General features: G+C 69.3%; 20 protein-coding genes, 1 tRNA gene and 2 pseudogenes. 6 read left to right on the plus strand and 17 right to left on the minus strand.

The genetic code is table 11. The annotated features are described in order from the left end of the window. From R6V09_RS24895 to R6V09_RS24905, 3 genes and pseudogenes are all read left to right on the plus strand, one after another. Positions 1-443 (plus strand): annotated as a pseudogene (locus R6V09_RS24895) (glycosyl transferase); the annotation flags it as partial. A gap of 107 nt (positions 444-550) precedes the next feature. Then, a complete protein-coding gene (locus R6V09_RS24900; RefSeq protein ID WP_317883648.1) occupies positions 551-2,029 on the plus strand; it encodes an MFS transporter in 1,479 nt (492 codons plus the stop codon). Positions 2,030-2,117: 88 nt separating this feature from the next. Further along, entirely contained in the window at positions 2,118-2,888 is a 771-nt protein-coding gene (locus R6V09_RS24905) for a TetR/AcrR family transcriptional regulator (RefSeq protein WP_317883649.1), read from the plus strand. Positions 2,889-2,917: 29 nt separating this feature from the next. Here R6V09_RS24905 and R6V09_RS24910 read toward each other — a convergent pair whose 3' ends face one another. From R6V09_RS24910 to R6V09_RS24925, 4 genes are all read right to left on the minus strand, one after another. Next, positions 2,918-3,388 carry a PPOX class F420-dependent oxidoreductase gene (locus R6V09_RS24910; RefSeq protein WP_317883650.1) on the minus strand — a complete coding sequence of 157 codons (471 nt, stop codon included), beginning with the start codon at positions 3,386-3,388 and terminating at the stop codon, positions 2,918-2,920. A gap of 29 nt (positions 3,389-3,417) precedes the next feature. Then, positions 3,418-4,239, minus strand: coding sequence for a YceI family protein (locus tag R6V09_RS24915; protein WP_317883651.1), 822 nt, complete (start codon positions 4,237-4,239; stop codon positions 3,418-3,420). A gap of 106 nt (positions 4,240-4,345) precedes the next feature. After that, positions 4,346-6,892 (minus strand): MFS transporter, encoded by a 2,547-nt coding sequence (locus tag R6V09_RS24920; protein ID WP_317883652.1) that lies wholly within the window; start codon positions 6,890-6,892, stop codon positions 4,346-4,348. A 21-nt stretch (positions 6,893-6,913) separates the two neighbouring features. Beyond that, complete coding sequence (locus R6V09_RS24925; protein WP_317883653.1) at positions 6,914-7,417, minus strand: MarR family winged helix-turn-helix transcriptional regulator; 504 nt, start codon at positions 7,415-7,417, stop codon at positions 6,914-6,916. Positions 7,418-7,606: 189 nt separating this feature from the next. Here R6V09_RS24925 and R6V09_RS24930 point away from each other — a divergent pair, with 189 nt between their 5' ends. Continuing rightward, positions 7,607-7,810, plus strand: a complete 204-nt coding sequence (locus R6V09_RS24930; RefSeq protein ID WP_317883654.1) for a hypothetical protein — start codon at positions 7,607-7,609, stop codon at positions 7,808-7,810. A 45-nt stretch (positions 7,811-7,855) separates the two neighbouring features. On the opposite strand, the pseudogene R6V09_RS24935 reads toward R6V09_RS24930, so the two are convergent. The 10 genes and pseudogenes from R6V09_RS24935 to R6V09_RS24980 all read right to left on the minus strand — a co-directional run. Continuing rightward, positions 7,856-8,101, minus strand: a pseudogene (locus tag R6V09_RS24935) (GNAT family N-acetyltransferase); the annotation flags it as partial. 132 nt (positions 8,102-8,233) lie between these two features. Continuing rightward, on the minus strand, positions 8,234-8,512 hold the full coding sequence (locus R6V09_RS24940) for a hypothetical protein (protein WP_317883655.1): 279 nt from the start codon (positions 8,510-8,512) through the stop codon (positions 8,234-8,236). 419 nt (positions 8,513-8,931) lie between these two features. Further along, on the minus strand, positions 8,932-9,825 hold the full coding sequence (locus R6V09_RS24945) for an RNA polymerase sigma factor SigF (RefSeq protein ID WP_317883656.1): 894 nt from the start codon (positions 9,823-9,825) through the stop codon (positions 8,932-8,934). A 289-nt stretch (positions 9,826-10,114) separates the two neighbouring features. Continuing rightward, a complete protein-coding gene (locus R6V09_RS24950; RefSeq protein ID WP_262060894.1) occupies positions 10,115-10,963 on the minus strand; it encodes an RNA polymerase sigma factor SigF in 849 nt (282 codons plus the stop codon). 172 nt (positions 10,964-11,135) lie between these two features. Continuing rightward, the gene (locus tag R6V09_RS24955; RefSeq protein ID WP_317883657.1) at positions 11,136-11,429 is read right to left on the minus strand and encodes a Dabb family protein; all 294 of its coding nucleotides are present in this window, start codon (positions 11,427-11,429) and stop codon (positions 11,136-11,138) included. Between the two features lie 22 nt (positions 11,430-11,451). Continuing rightward, positions 11,452-11,628, minus strand: a complete 177-nt coding sequence (locus tag R6V09_RS24960; protein ID WP_317883658.1) for a hypothetical protein — start codon at positions 11,626-11,628, stop codon at positions 11,452-11,454. A 157-nt stretch (positions 11,629-11,785) separates the two neighbouring features. Continuing rightward, positions 11,786-11,870: transfer RNA gene (locus R6V09_RS24965), tRNA-Ser, on the minus strand. Positions 11,871-11,915: 45 nt separating this feature from the next. Continuing rightward, on the minus strand, positions 11,916-12,347 hold the full coding sequence (gene tadA, locus R6V09_RS24970) for a tRNA adenosine(34) deaminase TadA (protein WP_317883659.1): 432 nt from the start codon (positions 12,345-12,347) through the stop codon (positions 11,916-11,918). A 56-nt stretch (positions 12,348-12,403) separates the two neighbouring features. After that, positions 12,404-12,943 carry a tRNA adenosine deaminase-associated protein gene (locus R6V09_RS24975; RefSeq protein ID WP_317883660.1) on the minus strand — a complete coding sequence of 180 codons (540 nt, stop codon included), beginning with the start codon at positions 12,941-12,943 and terminating at the stop codon, positions 12,404-12,406. 244 nt (positions 12,944-13,187) lie between these two features. Further along, entirely contained in the window at positions 13,188-13,382 is a 195-nt protein-coding gene (locus tag R6V09_RS24980; RefSeq protein WP_317883661.1) for a hypothetical protein, read from the minus strand. A 96-nt stretch (positions 13,383-13,478) separates the two neighbouring features. On the opposite strand from R6V09_RS24980, the gene upp reads away from it, so the two are divergent. Then, positions 13,479-14,114: a uracil phosphoribosyltransferase gene (upp, locus tag R6V09_RS24985; protein WP_200691015.1), complete on the plus strand. Its 636-nt coding sequence runs from the start codon at positions 13,479-13,481 to the stop codon at positions 14,112-14,114. Positions 14,115-14,175: 61 nt separating this feature from the next. Here the strand turns inward: upp and R6V09_RS24990 are convergent, their stop codons facing one another. Both R6V09_RS24990 and R6V09_RS24995 read right to left on the minus strand, forming a co-directional pair. Then, positions 14,176-14,808 carry a LytR C-terminal domain-containing protein gene (locus R6V09_RS24990; protein WP_317883664.1) on the minus strand — a complete coding sequence of 211 codons (633 nt, stop codon included), beginning with the start codon at positions 14,806-14,808 and terminating at the stop codon, positions 14,176-14,178. Positions 14,809-14,931: 123 nt separating this feature from the next. After that, a complete protein-coding gene (locus R6V09_RS24995) occupies positions 14,932-15,228 on the minus strand; it encodes a type II toxin-antitoxin system VapB family antitoxin (protein ID WP_003999914.1) in 297 nt (98 codons plus the stop codon). A gap of 105 nt (positions 15,229-15,333) precedes the next feature. On the opposite strand from R6V09_RS24995, the gene R6V09_RS25000 reads away from it, so the two are divergent. After that, positions 15,334-16,848, plus strand: a complete 1,515-nt coding sequence (locus tag R6V09_RS25000; protein ID WP_317883662.1) for a helicase HerA-like domain-containing protein — start codon at positions 15,334-15,336, stop codon at positions 16,846-16,848. 24 nt (positions 16,849-16,872) lie between these two features. On the opposite strand, the gene R6V09_RS25005 is transcribed toward R6V09_RS25000, so the two are convergent. Then, positions 16,873-16,995, minus strand: a complete 123-nt coding sequence (locus tag R6V09_RS25005) for a hypothetical protein (RefSeq protein WP_317883663.1) — start codon at positions 16,993-16,995, stop codon at positions 16,873-16,875. Between the last annotated feature and the right edge of the window lie 101 nt (positions 16,996-17,096).

The following is a 17,096-nucleotide window of genomic DNA, read 5'->3' on the forward strand; positions in this document are numbered from 1 at the left end:
GTACGACGCAGAACCAGGGCGGCGGCTTCGGCGGCCAGACCGGCGACGGCGGTATGGGCGGCGGCGGTGGCGTCGGCGGCCTGCTCAACGGCGCGACGGTCACCTCGGCGGCCAAGAAGCTGCTCCAGACGGACGCGAGCAAGTACACCTGGGTCGCCGCGTCCATCGGCTCCCAGAACGCCGCGAGCTACCAACTCGCCACCGGCGACCCGGTGATGGCGATCGGCGGCTTCAACGGCACCGACCCGTCCCCGACGTTGGCCCAGTTCCAGAAGTACGTGGCGGACGGAAAGATCCACTACTTCATCTCGGGCGGCACCGGCATGGGCGGCAGCAGCACCGGCAGCTCCTCGCAGATCACCTCGTGGGTCGAGAAGAACTACAAGAAGGTGACGGTCGGTTCGGCCACCTTCTACGACCTGACGCAGAAGGCGAGCAGCTGACAGCCGGCTGACCCCGGAGGGGCGGTGACCACGTGGTCACCGCCCCTTCTTCGTGTCCGGAACATCTCTGTTGTACGCCGTATAGGAACTGTTCTACGGTGTACAGCATGCCGACTTCCCCAGGCCCCCAGGGCCTTCAAGGCCACCCCCAGCGCTGGATAGTCCTCGGAGTCATCTGCCTCGCGCAGCTCACCGTGCTGCTCGACAACACCGTGCTGAACGTCGCGATCCCCTCGCTCACCCGCGAACTCGACGCGAGCACCGCGGACATCCAGTGGATGATCAACGCGTACTCGCTCGTACAGTCCGGGCTCCTGCTGACCGCGGGCAGCGCCGCCGACCGCTACGGCCGCAAGAAGATGCTGATCGCGGGTCTCGCGCTGTTCGGCACGGGCTCGCTGATCGCCGGACTCGCCGACTCCACAGGGCAGTTGATCGCCGCACGGGCCGGTATGGGGGTGGGCGGGGCGCTGCTCATCACCACCACCCTCGCCGTCGTGATGCAGATCTTCACCCCCGAGGAACAGCCGAAGGCGATCGGCATCTGGGCCGCGGTCAACGCCCTCGGCTTCGCGACCGGCCCGCTCCTCGGCGGCTTCATGCTCAACCACTTCTGGTGGGGCGCGATCTTCCTGATCAACATCCCGGTCGCGGCACTGGCCTTGGTCGCGGCGGTGGTACTCGTCCCCGAGTCGAAAAACCCGCGCGGCGACCGCCCCGACCTCCTCGGCGCGCTGCTCTCGACCGTCGGCATGGCCGCGCTGGTCTACGCGATCATCTCCGGCCCGGCGCACGGCTGGACGTCCGGGCAGGTGCTGCTCACGGGGGCAGTGGCTGTCCTCGTCCTCGCGGCCTTCGCGTACTGGGAGAACTGTGTCCCGTACCCCATGCTCGACCTGGACTTCTTCCGCGACCGCCGGTTCACGGGCGCGGTCACCGGGGTCGTCCTGATCACCTTCGGCATGGCCGGCTCCCTGTTCCTGCTCACCCAGCACCTCCAATTCGTCCTCGGCTACGGCCCGTTGGAGGCGGGTGTCCGTACGGCGCCGCTCGCCCTGGCGATCGTGGCGCTCAACTTCTCGGGGTTGGCGGCGAAGTGGACGGCGCGGCTTGGTGCTCCGCGGGCCATCGGGCTGGGGATGGTGTTGATGTCGGCGGGGTTGGTGTCGATCGCGTCGCTCGCCACCGGCGGGTATGCGGGGACGTTGGTGGGGCTGGTGTTGATCGGGGCGGGGGCGGCGATTGCCAATCCGGCGATGGCTCACGCGATCATGAGCGCGATTCCGCCGGAGAAGGCGGGGGTTGGGGCCGGGGTGAATGGCACGTTGGGGGAGTTCGGGAACGGGTTGGGGGTGGCCGTTCTTGGTGCGGTGCTGAGTTCTCGGTTCGCGGCGGTGTCCCTGCCGGTCGGCTTGGCGGCGGCGTCTTCGGCTGAGGAGAGGCGGAGGGTGACCGATTCCTTCGCTGCCGGGCTGGAGGTCAGTCAGTTGGTGGGGGCGGTTGCTGTCTTGACCGGGGGGTTGCTTGCGGCTGCGTTGTTGTGGAGGGCAGAGCGGGCAGACTCGGGGGTGGTGGTCGCTCAGTAGTGTCTGCGGGTGCGTTGTGGCTGGTCGCGCAGTTCCCCGCGCCCCTGATTACAGTGATCCGGGATTTGGATCTTGAGGAAGGTGCGTCATGGCCAAGACAAGCTCGCCGTCAGGGCGTTCCGCGCGTACCAGTGTCTGGCTTGAGACGAAGACGCGCCGGGGTGGACGCGGCGGGGGACAACCCTCCGGTCTCGACCGCACCCGCATCACCGAAGTCACCGTACGACTGCTGGACGCCGAAGGGCTCGCGAAGTTCTCGATGCGGAGGCTGGCCGCCGAGCTGAATGTGACCGCGATGTCCGTCTACTGGTACGTCGACACCAAGGACGACCTACTCGAACTCGCCCTGGACGCCGCCTTCGGCGAGTTGTCGTTGCCCGATCCGGAGGCCGAGGCTGAGGACTGGCGGGCGCAGTTGCGGATGCTGGCCACGGAGTACCGGGGGCTGCTGGTACGGCACCCGTGGCTGTCGCCGCTCGCCGGGACGTTTCTCAACATCGGGCCGAACTCGTTGTCCTTCTCCCGTGTCGTCCAGCGCGTGATCCGGCGCACCGGGCTGCCGGACCACGGGGTGACGGGGGCGATCTCGGCCGTCTTCCAGTTCGTGTACGGCTACGGCACGATCGAGGGCCACTTCTTCGCCCGCGTCGCCGACACCGGCATGACCCCCGACGACTACTTCCGGCACGCCATGACCACGCTGGACGGCGCCCCGACGACCGCCGAGGTCGTGGAGGAGTCCAAGCGACTCATGGCGGCCCGGGGCGGCGACACGGTCGCGGAGATGATGGACCGGGACTTCACCTTCGCCCTGGACCTGCTGGTGGCGGGCATCGAGGCGATGGTGAAAAGGGGTTGAACTCCCTTACGGGGTCCAGTTGTTGGGGTCTAGTCGCCGGTGGCCAGCCGGGCCGGGAAGCCACCCGTCGCCACCGGACCCCACCGCTCCGGAGTGACCCGCACGATCGACTTCCCCTGCTTCACCATCGCCGCCCGGTACTCGTCCCAGTCCGGATGCTCCCCCGAGATGTTCCGGAAGTACTCGACCAGCGGCTCCACGGACTCCGGTGAGTCGATGACCTCGGCCGTGCCGTCGATCTGGACCCACGGCCCGTTCCACTCGTCGCTCAGGATGATCACGCTGACCCGCGGATCCCGCTTGGCGTTGCGGGTCTTGGCGCGCTCGGGGTAGGTGGAGACCACGATCCGCCCCGAGTCGTCGACCCCGCAGGTCAGCGGCGAGGCCTGGGGGCTGCCGTCGGCCCGCCGGGTCAGCAGGAGGGCGCGGTGGCGGGGGCGTACGAAGTCCAGCAGTTCGTCCAGGGACACGGAGGTGTTGCTCGCGATGTTCGGTGCCATACCGATCAGCCTAGGCGCAGCCCACCCCGTCACGCCCGCGGCAACGCCTCCCCCTGCACCGCCTGGATGTCCAGCTCGACCTTGAGGGTCGTACCGATCGCCGCGATGCCCGCCTGGACGACCTGGTTGTAGTTCATCGCGAAGTCCTCGCGGTGCAGTTCCGTGGTGGCCCGGAACGCGGCGCGCGTGCCGCCCCAGGGGTCGGCGCCGGTGCCGAGGTAGGCGAGGTCGAGGTCGACGGGTCGTACGACACCGTGGAGGGTCAGTTCGCCGGAGACCGTCCAGCGGTCGGAGCCGGCCGTGGTCAGACCCGTCGAGGAGTAGGTGATCTCCGGGTAGCGGGCCACGTCCAGGAAGTCCGCCGAGCGCAGGTGGTCGTCGCGCATGCCGTTGCCGGTGTCGATGGACGCGGCCCGGATGACCGCCTCCACGCGGGACTTGGCGATGTCGTCGGGTGCGATCTCGACCGTGGCCGTGAAGTCGGTGAAACGGCCGCGCACGCTGGAGATGCCCAGGTGCTGGGCGACCGCGCCGACCGTGGAGTGCGCGGGGTCCACGATCCACGGGCCGGGTGGCGGGAGTTCGGTGCCGCCCTGCCGGGCCAGGGTGACCGTGCCGACCTCGGCCCGGCCGCTCGCGGTGACGATCGCGGTGGCGGCGGCGGGTGCGTATCCCACGGCGGTCACGATCACCGTGTACGGCCCGGGGGCCAGCGGGTTGACGTCCCGCACCGCCCCCTCCGCGTCCGCCTCGGCCCGCAGCACCTGCGCCCCGGTCGTGTCGGTCACCGTGACGACCGCGTGCGACACGGCCCATCCGTCGCGGGTACGGATCTTCGCGGTCAGTCCCATGTCTCTCGTAACTCCTTGCCGTACAGCCGTAAACCGGTGGAAACGGGACCGGCCCGTGGGGCGTGCCTCCGCTCGGGACACGCTCCACGGGCCGGGGTGGGGGGAACTACTCGCCGGGGTGGGCGAGTTCGATGTCGTGGCCGTCGGCTCCGCGGCCGTTCAGCGTCAGGGCGGTCGCGACCGGCGGGTAGCCCGTCGCGATCACCGTGTACTCGCCGCCGCTGAGATCGGTGAAGGCGTACGCCCCGTCCGTGCCGGTGGTGGCGGTGCCGACCACGTTGCCCGCCGCGTCCACGAGGGTCACGCGGGCGTCGGCCAGCGGGCCGTGCGGGGCCCGGACCACGCCCAGGACCTGGGCACCGGAGTCGAGGTCTATCTCGACCCGGGTGACACCGGTGCCGCCGACCTCGACGGGCAGCGCGCGCGGCCGGTACCCGTCGGCGTTCACCGCGACGGTCACCGCCCCCGGCACCAGTTCGGCGAACGCGAACTCGCCCTGCTCACCGGTGACTCCGGTGGAAAGAAGGTCGCCGCGCACGTCCGTCACGATGACCATCGCGTCCTTGACGGGCAGCCCCGTCTCCGCCGCCCGGACGAGCCCGTTCAGGCCGCTGGTACCGCTCAACAGCACGTCGTACGACACCGGTTCGGGACCGTTGACGACGACCGTCGACGCCTGCGGCTGGAAGCCGTCGGCGGAGGCGATCAGGACGTACGAGCCGACGCTCGGCGCGTCCAGCGCGTAGGAGCCGTCCGCCTGTGTGACCGAGCGGCCCAACTGGCGTCCGCCGAGGGAGATCAGCGTGACGGCGGCCTGCGGGACGGGCGCGCTCTCGGCGCCGCGGACGTGGCCGCGCACGGGAATCCCACCGGACACGGGGACGGACACGGGGATGGATGCGGAGTCGGATGCGGTCACGGGTGCGGTCTCCTCTCCCACCACCGTTGCCACGGCGGCGAGTTGCTGCTCGGTACCTTCGGCCGCCCAGCTGGGGACCTTCTGCTCGGCCGGCGCGGGGATCTCCGCCGCGTCCAGCACGCCCACGGCTTCCTCGGCCGCCTGGGCCAGCCCGCCGGACGTCCGCAGCGGGACCTCCTTGATGAACATCACGACGATGAAGGAGATGAGGGCGAAGGGGGCCGCGTAGAGGAACACGTCGGCGATGCCGTGGCCGTAGGCGCTCTCCAGCCAGGTGCGGACCGTGCCCGGGAGGGCGTCCATGTCGGGCAGGGCGCTGCTGCCGGCGGCCTTCGCGGCGGCGGCCTGCGACTGCGGGTCCAGGGAGGTGATGGTGTCCTTGGCGTAGTGCGTGATCCGGCCGGACATGACCGAGCCGAGCACGCCGACGCCGACCGCGCCGCCGAGCGAGCGGAAGAAGCTCACCGTGGAGGAGGCGGCGCCGAGGTCCTTCGGGGTGACCTGGTTCTGCGTGGACAGGACGAGGTTCTGCATCATCGTGCCGACGCCGATGCCCAACAGGGCCATGTAGATGGACAGTTCCCAGTACGGGGTGTCGTAGCGCATCAGGCCGAGCAGGCCCAGGCCCGCGGTGAGGAAGAGGCCGCCGGCGACCAGCCAGCCCTTCCAGCGGCCGGTCTTGGTGATGAAGCGGCCGGAGACCATCGACGCGACGAACAGTCCGCCGATCATCGGGATCGTCATGACACCGGACATCGTGGGGGACTTGTCGCGGGCCAGCTGGAAGTACTGGGAGAAGAAGACCGTGCCCGAGTACATGCCGACACCGACGAACAGTGAGGCCAGGGAAGCAAGGGAGACCGTGCGGTTGCGGAACAGGCGCAGCGGGATGATCGGCTCGCTCGCCCGCGTCTCGGTGAACACGAACAGCAGCGCCAGCACGAACGTGCCGCCCACCATCGCGTACGTCTGCCACGACAGCCACTCGTACTTGTCGTCGGCGAAGGTCACCCAGACCAGCAGCAGCGAGGCGGCGGCGGTGATGAAGAAGGCGCCGGTCCAGTCGACCTTGACCTTTCGCTTGGCGACCGGGAGGTGCAGCGTCTTCTGGAGCACCACCAGCGCGATCAGCGCGAAGGGGATACCGACGAACAGGCAGTAGCGCCAGCCGAGCCACGAGGTGTCGGTGATCACACCGCCGAGCAGCGGACCGCCGACGGTCGCCACCGCGAAGGTGGCGCCGGTGTAGCCGGAGTACCGGCCGCGCTCGCGCGGGGCGATCATCGCGGCCATCACGACCTGGACGAGGGCGGAGAGACCGCCGGCGCCGAGGCCCTGGATGACACGGGCGCCGATCAGCATCGCCGGGTTCTGCGCGAGGCCGGCGACGACCGAGCCGATGATGTAGATGACCAGGGATATCTGGACCAGGGCCTTCTTGCTGACCAGGTCCGCCATCTTGCCCCACAGCGGCACCGAGGCCGTCATGGAGAGCAGGGCCGCGGTGACGACCCAGGTGTAGGCCTCCTGGCCGCCGCCGAGACTGCCGATGATCGTCGGCAGGGCGTTGGTGACGATCGTCGAGGAGATGATCGCGGCGAACAGTCCGAGCAGCAGCCCGGAGAGCGCCTCCATGATCTGCCGGTGCGTCATCGGAGCGCCGTCGGGTGCTGCGGGGGACGCCCCTCCGTGCTTGGCGTGAGCCCGCACACCGGCTGGTGTGGTCGTTGCCATGGGCTTCCTTTTCTTCCGTGCTTATGCAGGTGTACGGGTGGTGTGGTCGAGTGCGAGGTGGGGGGTGTGGGGGGTGGTCGGGCGGGGTGGTGCGGTACGGCAGTCGCCGAAGTCGGCCCTCAGCCGGGCCATGAGCCGGATCAGCTGCCCGACCTCCTCGTCGCTCCAGTCGCTCAGCCGGTCGGCGAGCAACTGGGCGGTCCGGCGGGAGAGTTCGTCCACCTGGGCCCGGCCGCGGGGGGTGAGGCGCAGGATGCGGGAGCGCTTGTCGGCGGGGTCGGGGGACCGTTCGATCCAGCCCCGGTCGACGACGTGCGTGACATGGCGGCTGGTCACGGACATGTCGACGGAGAGCAGCTCCGCGAGCTTGCTCATCCGCATGTCGCCGTACCGGTCGAGCAGGGTCAGTACGGCCGCGGATCCGCCGGGGCAGTCGGACGGCATGATCCGCCCCAGCTCCCTGCGCACGGCGCCGAAGGCACTGAACTGACGCATCAGCTCCTCGTACTGCGTCCGCTCGGCCATCACACCTCCCATGTTCGTTGCTTAGGGCAACCATAAGAGAGGTTGGTTGCTACAGGCAAATAAAATAGGTAGGCGCGGCATAAAAAGTTGGCAAAGGCAAGCATTACTGAACGTAAACCCACAGGTGGGAATGGCTCCGCGAGGCCCCGCACTTGGGTGTCCCCCGGGGATTCGCTAGTGTCTCGGCCCATGGCAAACACCCAGGGCCCCGAGGGCAACTACGACCCCGCCGGCAGCACCCAGATGTTCCGTGCCTTCGTCGACGAGACTCCCCAGGGCGGCCGGCAGCAGGCCGCGCCCACGGCCTCGGCCGGACCTCGAATCGGCCTGATCATCGGCATCGTCGTCGCCGTGGCCGTCGTGGCGGCGGTGGTCTACCTGGCGGTCATGTAGGACCGACCGCTCCACCAGTACCGACCGCTCCACCCGAGCCGTGGTCTACCGGGCCGGTTCCACAGGGAACCGGTAGACCGTCGACTCCCGAACCCGGAAGCCGAGCCGCTCGTACAGCCGGTTCGCCGCGGTGCGGTCCGGCCGTGAGGTGAGATCGACGGTCCGCGCGCCGGCCTCCCGGGCGATCAGCAGCGCCTGCTCGATCAGGAGCGCGGCGATCCCCCGCCCCCGGGCCGCGCTGTCGACGACCACGTCTTCGACGCGTCCCCGCAGCCGCTCCGCTCCGCTGGGGGAGCCGTGACCTGCCGTCAACCGTCTGCTGCGCCGTCGTGGCTTGTCGCGCCCACCCGGCGGAGCCGCATATCGACACAGCCCCGCGCCCCTTTGGGGCGCTGCAGAATCGCCGTGCACTTCATGTGCCGCCTAGTGCCACTCCACGGACACGTCCCGCGTCTCGATGTGCATCCCCAACGGCACGCGCCACGCGTCGACGCACACGGTCCAGGTCTTCTGCTCGCGCGCGCCGGGCGCGATCGGTACGGGGAGCTGCTCGGTGGACTCGATCGTCGCCCAGTCGATCCCGAGGGCCCCGATGATGTGCGTCCCGAACGTCACCGTGCCCGAACGCACCGCCGTACCCCCGGAGTTGTGGAAGGTCAGGGTCACGTCCTCGCACCAGCGGTGGTCTGTGGCCACGCGCACGGGGGCACCCCAGCTGAGGGCGGCGGCGGTGGCGGGAGCCGTCGTAGGAACGGCAGTCGGGGTCGGTGATGGTGAATGTGTGCTGCTGCGACCGGACTTGGCGCCCTCGGACGGGGAGGACGGCGGGGTGGGTGTTGAAGTCCCGGTCGGGTGAGGCGACTTCGGGGTGTCCAGCGGTACCAGTGTCACGCCGCCGGTCGGACGTGCCGGCGTGACGGATGGCCGGGGTGGGCCGACCGCCACGTAACCGCCACCGGAGTTGCCGCCTCCGCACGCGGTCAGCGTTACGCAGACGACGGCCGCCGACGCACCCAGCAGGGCGCCTCGGCGGCCAGTTGTCCGTGTCGGACGACGCATCGCGCCATGGTGGCTGACACTTCGTCAAATAGGAACCCTTGGCGGCGGGTTCAGAACGGGGTTCAGTCCGAGATCAGGCCCTCGCGCAGGGTGGACAGGGTGCGCGTGAGGAGGCGGGAGACGTGCATCTGGGAGATGCCGACCTCCTCGCCGATCTGCGACTGGGTCATGTTCGCGAAGAAGCGCAGCATGATGATCCGGCGCTCACGGGGCGGGAGTTTGGCCAGGAGGGGCTTCAGCGACTCCCGGTACTCCACACCCTCCAGGGCCGTGTCCTCGTAGCCGAGGCGGTCCGCCAGCGAGCCCTCGCCGCCGCCGTCGTCCTCGGGGGCCGGGGAGTCGAGCGAGGAGGCCGTGTAGGCGTTGCCGACCGCGAGGCCGTCGACGACGTCCTCCTCGGACACGCCCAGGACCGCGGCGAGTTCGGGGACGGTCGGTGACCGGTCCAGCTTCTGGGAGAGCTCGTCGCTGGCCTTCGTCAGGGCCAGTCGCAGCTCCTGCAGGCGACGCGGGACGCGCACCGACCACGACGTGTCGCGGAAGAAGCGCTTGATCTCGCCCACGACGGTCGGCATCGCGAACGTTGGGAACTCCACCCCGCGTTCGCAGTCGAAGCGGTCGATCGCCTTGATCAGGCCGATCGTGCCGACCTGGACGATGTCCTCCATCGGCTCGTTGCGGGAGCGGAAACGCGCGGAGGCGTACCGCACCAGCGGGAGATTGAGCTCGATGAGGGTGTCCCTGACGTAACCACGCTCGGGGCTGTTCTCGTCGAGTGCGGCGAGCCGCAGGAAGAGGGAGCGGGACAGGGTGCGGGTGTCGATTGCTCCCGTGGTCGGGAGGGCCGGGGCCGGTACGGCGGGTACGGCCTCCAGGACCGTAACGGCGTCGAGTGCGGGCTCAGCCTCGCTCTTGGTGAGCGTGAGCACCTTCGAGCTGCCCTGGTCTGCGGACATGCCACCCCCTTTGGGTCGCGGGACGGTCGCGGCGATCGCCCCCGTCTGGGGAGCGGTGCCTTCACCTGAATACCGGAGCCTGGGCCTCGGCAAACGCGCTTCCCGCAGAATGTCACATGTCGGCAACACGCTGTAGTGACATGTCGACATGTCTGTTACGAAACAGCCCTGGAAAAAGGGGGTCTGACGGTTTTTCAGCGCAGAACTGTCGGGAAGCGCCCTGGTGAGCGATTCGTTCGTAACGGTGACGGCTCGCTCGCGCTTTCGGTTATGCCTGGAGGACGCGGATTTACGCCTCGATGCGGTTGGCGGAACGCAGTCGCTGGAAGCTACGCGCGAGTAGCCGCGAGACATGCATCTGGGAGACGCCGAGTTCCGCGCTGATCTGCGACTGGGTGAGATTGCTGTAGTAGCGCAGGAGCAGGATTCTCTGTTCGCGTTCCGGGAGTTGGACGAGCAGATGCCGGACGAGGTCGCGGTGTTCCACGCCGTCCAGCGCCGGGTCCTCGTAGCCGAGCCGGTCCAGCAGGCCGGGCAGTCCGTCGCCCTCCTGGGCGGCCTCCAGGGAGGTCGCGTGGTACGAGCGGCCGGCCTCGATGCAGGACAGCACCTCGTCCTCGCCGATGCGCAGCCGCTCGGCGATCTCGGCGGTCGTCGGAGTGCGCCCGAAGGCGGTCGTCAGGTCCTCGGTCGCCGCGTTGACCTGCACCCACAGCTCGTGCAGCCGGCGCGGGACGTGGACCGTACGGACGTTGTCGCGGAAGTAGCGCTTGATCTCACCGATGACGGTGGGCATCGCGAAGGTCGGGAACTGCACGCCGCGGTCCGGGTCGAAGCGGTCGATGGCGTTGATCAGACCGATGGTGCCGACCTGGACGACGTCCTCCATCGGCTCGTTGCGGGAGCGGAAGCGGGCGGCGGCGTAGCGCACGAGCGGGAGATTGGCCTCGATGAGCGCCCCGCGCACCCGGTTGTGCTCCGGCGTACCCGGCTGGAGCCCCTTGAGCTGGCCGAACAGCACCTGGGTGAGCGCCCGGGTGTCGGCGCCGCGGCTGCGCGGCGGAGCGGCTGCCGCCGGGGGCTGGGCGGGAGCCTCTTCCTGAGGCGGCGCTGTACTGGCCGACACGGTCAACGCCACACCTCTTCAATAGGTCAACTCATCCGTCAAAAGCGGTCATAGCATCACAAGACATGTGCACTGTGTGCAAGCACCGACTAATACCTTGTTAGGCCGTGTTGACGGGCAAGTTGGGGCAAGAGATGCGTAAAAGCCCCCCGCCATCACGGCAGGGGGCTCTCCGGTGGTGCGTTCAGATCTCGTAGTCGGCGATCACCCAGGTGGCGAACTCCCGCCACAGCACCACGCCCGCCTGGTGCGCGGGGTGCTCGACGTACCGCTTCAGGGCGTCGCTGTCGTCGACCGACGAGTTGATCGCGAAGTCGTAGGCGATGGGGCGGTCGCTGATGTTCCAGCCCAGCTCCCAGGAGCGCAGTTCCTCGATCAGGTCGCCGAGCGGGCGGAAGGCCTCGACGCCCGCCACCACCCGTGGGTCGTCGCGCTGGACGCCCTCGTTGAGCTTGAAGAGGACGAGGTGGCGGATCATCTGCACGCTCCCGGGTGGTCGGCTAGTGCGCCCCGTCGGCCAGCCAGGTCATGAAGTCGCCGATGGCCTTGGCGGCGTCCGATATGCCCTCGAAGCCTATCTGGACGTAGTCCGCCGCTTTGGACGGGTCCGTGATGATCACGTACAGCGCGAAGACCACGAGCACATAGACGGCGATCTTCTTCGCGTTCACCGCCATCGCGGCCTCCCCTGTGACGTCCGTGCCCGTGGGCCCCCTGTTGCCGGCGGTGAGTGTAACCTTCGCCACCCCATTTGGGATCAACGGCCCGCAGGTGGAGGGCTGTTCCCGACGGCATGCACGAAGGGCCCCGTCTTTCGACGGGGCCCTCCAGAAGCGGTAGCGGAGGGATTTGAACCCTCGGTGACTTGCGCCACACTCGCTTTCGAGGCGAGCTCCTTCGGCCGCTCGGACACGCTACCGAGAGAGACCTTACAACAAGGTGGGGCGTGGTTTGAAATCGGTAATCAGCGGCTGCGGAAGAACTCCGTGAGGACGTGCGCGCACTCGTCCGCGAGCACGCCCCCGATCACCTCGGGGCGGTGGTTGAGCCGCCGGTCGCGTACGACGTCGAAGAGCGAGCCGGCCGCGCCGGCCTTCTCGTCGCGGGCGCCGTAGACGACCCGGTCGACCCGGGACTGCACCAGCGCGCCCGCGCACATCGTGCAGGGTTCGAGGGTGACGACGAGTGTGCAGCCGGACAGCCGCCACTCACCCAGGTGAGAGGCGGCCCGGCGGATCGCGAGGACCTCGGCGTGCGCCGTCGGATCGCCGGTGGCCTCGCGTTCGTTGTGTCCGGTGGCGAGCACGGTCGTACCGTCCGGGGACAGTACGACCGCGCCGACCGGGACGTCGCCGCCCAGGGCGGCCTGTCCGGCCTCGTCCAGGGCGAGCCGCATCGCGGCCCGCCAGCGGTCGCGTACCGGGTCCGGAGTCCCTTCTGTGCGTGCTGTGGTCAGCGGACGGTCTCCAGGACCTCCGAGGCCCCCAGGGCCTCGGCGATGGAGCTCAGCGCGTCGTCGGCGTCGAGGAGGCGCAGCTCCTTCTCGCCGACGCCCAGGTCGTCGAGGATCTGGCTGTCCCCGACGGGGCTGTGCGGAACGGCCTCGGCCGAGGAGGTGCCGTCCTCGTCGTCGTCCTCCTCCTCGGTGTCACCGTCCTCGGTGCCGTCGAGGTCGAGGGAGTCCAGATCGGCGACATCGTCGTCGTCCGGATCCCGTCCGAGCAGCTCGTCCGTCAGCAGGATCTCGCCGTACGAGCTGCGGGCTGCCGCAGCTGCGTCCGAGACGTAGATCCGGGGGTCGTCCTCGCCGTCGATGCGGACGACGCCGAACCAGGCGTCCTCCTGCTCGATGAGCACCAGCACCGTGTCGTCCTCGGGCGAGGCTTCACGGGCCAGTTCGGCCAGATCCGACAGGCTCTCGACATCGTCGAGCTCTGTGTCGCTCGCTTCCCACCCGTCTTCGGTGCGCGCGAGCAGTGCGGCGAAGTACACCGTGACTCTCCCACTGGTCTTAGGCGTGCCGGTTGGGGGTCCCCCCGGCGGAGGTTGCGGGCGGGGAGAGCTCGTGCTCCGAGCCCCACCCACTCGGAATCGTGGCAGAAACAAGGCGTCCAGGGGACGTCTTCGGCTCCCTGTGTCCGCCCGTGTTTGATCGACCACCAGCGGGATCGTACGCGTCGATCGCCGTCCACACGCACCGGGTTGGCCTTACAAAGTCCTGTGAGACAGGCCTCAACTACCAGCGGAACGTGCGCATACGCATGGCGTGGCGCAGCCGGGCGGCCTTGGCGCGGCGGGGCTGGACGCGGTCGCGCAGCTCACGGGCCTCGGTCAGTTCCCGCAGGAACTGTGCCCGGCGCCGTCTGCGCTCGGCATCGGTCTCCCGGCTCTCGTGCTGTGACGGGTCCTCGTGGGACTCACGGTCAGGCATCGGCTCACCACCCCGGTCCGTCCCTCCCACTTTCCCCCGGACGGGCGGTTTGATGCCAGCGCGAGCAGGTGGGGAGTGGCGGCTACTGTTGTGGACATGCGTCTCCACGTCGTCGACCACCCCCTGGTCGCCCACAAGCTCACCACGCTGCGCGACCAGCGCACCGACTCCGCGACCTTCCGCCGCCTGGCCGACGAGCTGGTCACCCTGCTCGCCTACGAGGCCACGCGCGACGTGCGCACCGAACAGGTCGACATCACGACGCCGGTCGCCTCGACCACCGGCGTCAAGCTGTCCTACCCGCGCCCGCTGGTGGTGCCGATCCTGCGGGCCGGCCTCGGCATGCTGGACGGCATGGTCCGGCTGCTGCCCTCCGCCGAGGTGGGCTTCATGGGCATGGTGCGCAACGAGGAGACGCTGCAGGCCTCCACGTACGCCACGCGCATGCCGGAGGACCTCTCCGGCCGCCAGGTGTACGTCCTGGACCCGATGCTGGCCACCGGCGGCACCCTGGTCGCGGCGATCCGCGAGCTGATCAAGCGCGGCGCGGACGACGTCACCGCGGTGGTCCTGCTCGCCGCCCCCGAGGGCGTCGAGGTCATGGAGCGCGAGCTCGCCGGCACCCCGGTGACGGTCGTGACGGCCTCGGTCGACGAGCGCCTGAACGAGCACGGCTACATCGTCCCGGGCCTCGGCGACGCGGGCGACCGGCTGTACGGGGCGGCGGAGTAACACCCGATTCCCGTACGGCTCTTACCTGGCCGTACGGGCTTGCACGCCTCTTCTCGTACGGCTACGAGCAGGACCTCGGGGTCGCGGTGGCCGTCGGTGCGGGTCCGCTCAGCGCGGCCAGGGCCTTGTCGGCGGCGGTCTTCGCCGTGAGGTCCTTGAAGGCGGTGCCGATGATCAGGTCGACGGTGCTGCCCTTGCGGCCGGCGTCGGTGCGGCGCTCGGCGCCGGTGAGCTGGGTGGCGAGGACGGGCAGCGAGGTGTCGAGGGAGGCGGCGGGGCCGAGCAGTATCCCGGTGCCCTTGACCTTCTTGTCGAACTGCGCGGACGCGTTGCCCACGTCGCCGATCCGGAAGCCGCGCTTCTTGAGTTCGTCGGCCGTCGACTTGGCGAGGCCGCTGCGGGGCGTGGCGTTGTAGACGTTCACGGTGATCTGGGCCGGCTTCGGCACGGCGGCGTTCGCGCCCGTGCTCGCCGAGGCCGAGGGGCTCGCCTTGGTCGCGCAGTCGGCCTTGGGACCGGCCGCCGCGGCCTGCTTGCCGCCACCGGTGAAGACGTCGATGAGCTGCAATGTGCCCCACCCGCCCACACCCAGTACGGCGACGGACGCGACCACCATGAGGACGAGCCTCCCGCGGCGCCGCGGACGGCGCATGCGCGGGTATTTGTCCCCCGTGATCCGGTACTGGCCGCCCATGCCTGGGGGAGTCAGCATGCTCATGAGCGCAGCGTAGTGCGCCCGGGCGACGATGCCTACTAGATGATCATTCGACAGCGCCGAGACCAACCCGAAAGGGTCAACGCCCTACGGTTTTGGCGTTCAGTCCAGCTCAAGCACGCGCGCGTGGAGCACCTGACGCTGCTGCAGGGCGGCGCGGACCGCGCGGTGCAGGCCGTCCTCCAGGTACAGGTCGCCCTGCCACTTCACGACGTGCGCGAAGAGGTCGCCGTAGAAGGTCGAGTCCTCGGCGAGCAGGGTCTCCAGGTCGAGCTGGCCCTTGGTCGTCACGAGCTGATCGAGGCGGACCGGGCGCGGCGCGACGTCCGCCCACTGCCGGGTGCTTTCCCGGCCGTGGTCGGGGTACGGCCGGCCGTTTCCGATGCGCTTGAAGATCACACGGAAAGCCTACCGGTCATGACGTTCCGGGCGCAGCCATGGAGACGGAGTGCGACGCTGGAAAAGATGCCGCAAAGACGGGCAAAAAGGAAACAGGGGCCAGATATGAGTGACAGCGAGACGATCGCCGCCGGGTACGCCTTCACAGGACCTGCACTCGATCTGGGCGCCCTGCTCTGGGACGGGGCCTGTCTGCCCGACGCGCAGATCCGCATCCCCCTTCCGATGCTCAACCGGCACGGTCTGGTCGCGGGCGCCACCGGCACCGGCAAGACCAAGACGCTCCAGCTCATCGCCGAGCAGCTCTCGGCGCAGGGCGTGCCGGTGTTCCTCGCGGATGTGAAGGGCGACGTGTCGGGGATTTCGGCGCCGGGCGTGACGAACGACAAGGTCGCGGGCCGGGCGTCGGAAGTGAAGCAGCAGTGGACCGCGACCGGGTTCCCGGCCGAGTTCTACGCCCTCGGCGGCATCGGCCACGGCATCCCGGTCCGCGCCACGATCACCGGCTTCGGACCGGTACTGCTCTCCAAGGTGCTCCAGCTCAACCAGACCCAGGAGCAGTCCCTCGGCCTGATCTTCCACTACGCCGACACCAAGGGCCTGGAGCTGATCGACCTCAAGGACCTGCGGGCCGTCGTCACCTTCCTCACCTCCGACGAGGGGAAGGTGGAACTGAAGAACATCGGCGGCCTGTCGACCGCCACGGCCGGCGTGATCCTCCGCTCCCTCACCGCCTTCGAGGCGCAGGGCATGGCCGACTTCTTCGGCGAGCCCGAGTTCGACACGAGCGAGCTGCTGCGCACGGCGACCGACGGCCGGGGCATGGTCTCCGTCCTCGAACTCCCCGCCGTCCAGGACAAACCGCAGCTCTTCTCGACCTTCCTGATGTGGCTCCTCGCGGACCTCTTCCACGACCTCCCGGAGGTCGGCGACGCCGACAAACCGAAGCTCGTCTTCTTCTTCGACGAGGCGCATCTGCTCTTCAACGACGCCTCCAAGGCCTTCCTGGACTCCATCACGCAGACCGTCCGCCTCATTCGCTCGAAAGGGGTCGGCGTCTTCTTCGTGACGCAGACCCCCAAGGACGTCCCCGGCGACGTCCTGGCCCAGCTCGGCAACCGCGTCCAGCACGCCCTGCGGGCCTTCACCCCGGACGACCAGAAGGCCCTGAAGGCGACCGTGAAGACCTTCCCGAACTCCTCCTACGACCTGGAGGAGATCCTCACCGGCCTCGGCACCGGCGAGGCCGTGGTCACGGTCCTGAGCGAGAACGGCGCCCCGACCCCCGTCGCCGTCACCCGCCTGCGCGCCCCCGAGTCCCTGATGGGCCCGATCGACGCCGCGACCCTCGACCAGGCGGTCAAGTCCTCGTCCCTCTACGGCCGTTACGCACAGGCCGTGGACCGCGAGTCGGCGTACGAGAAGCTGTCGGAGGCGCGACCGGCGCCTGCCGAGACACCGAGGGCGGCAGCGAAGAAGGCTCCGGCCAAGGAGGACGAGTCGATGGTCCAACAGGTCGTCGGCAGCGGCATGTTCAAGTCCCTGGCGCGTTCCGTCGGTACCCAGATCGGCCGTGAGATCACCCGCTCGCTGTTCGGCACGGCCCGGCGGAAGCGGTAGCCGCCGCCGGGCCGCGCGCTCGGGTCAGCGCTTGGGTTCCTCCGCGGGCCGCTGCGGCTCGGGTGTACGCGCTTCGGGCTTGGGCGCGTTGCGTACGGCCTCCGCGCGCAGCAGGGCGCGCAGGACCGCGTACGGGTCGATGGGCATGGCTGTGTTCCTCGCGTCGAACTGACGGACTGACTGACTGGCCTGGTGGCGGTCGGTCCGTCAGCAGCGCAGGACCACGGTGTGCTGGGCACGCAGGGCAT

The organism is Streptomyces sp. W16 (assembly GCF_033194735.1).
In the GTDB taxonomy this organism is placed as follows: domain Bacteria; phylum Actinomycetota; class Actinomycetes; order Streptomycetales; family Streptomycetaceae; genus Streptomyces.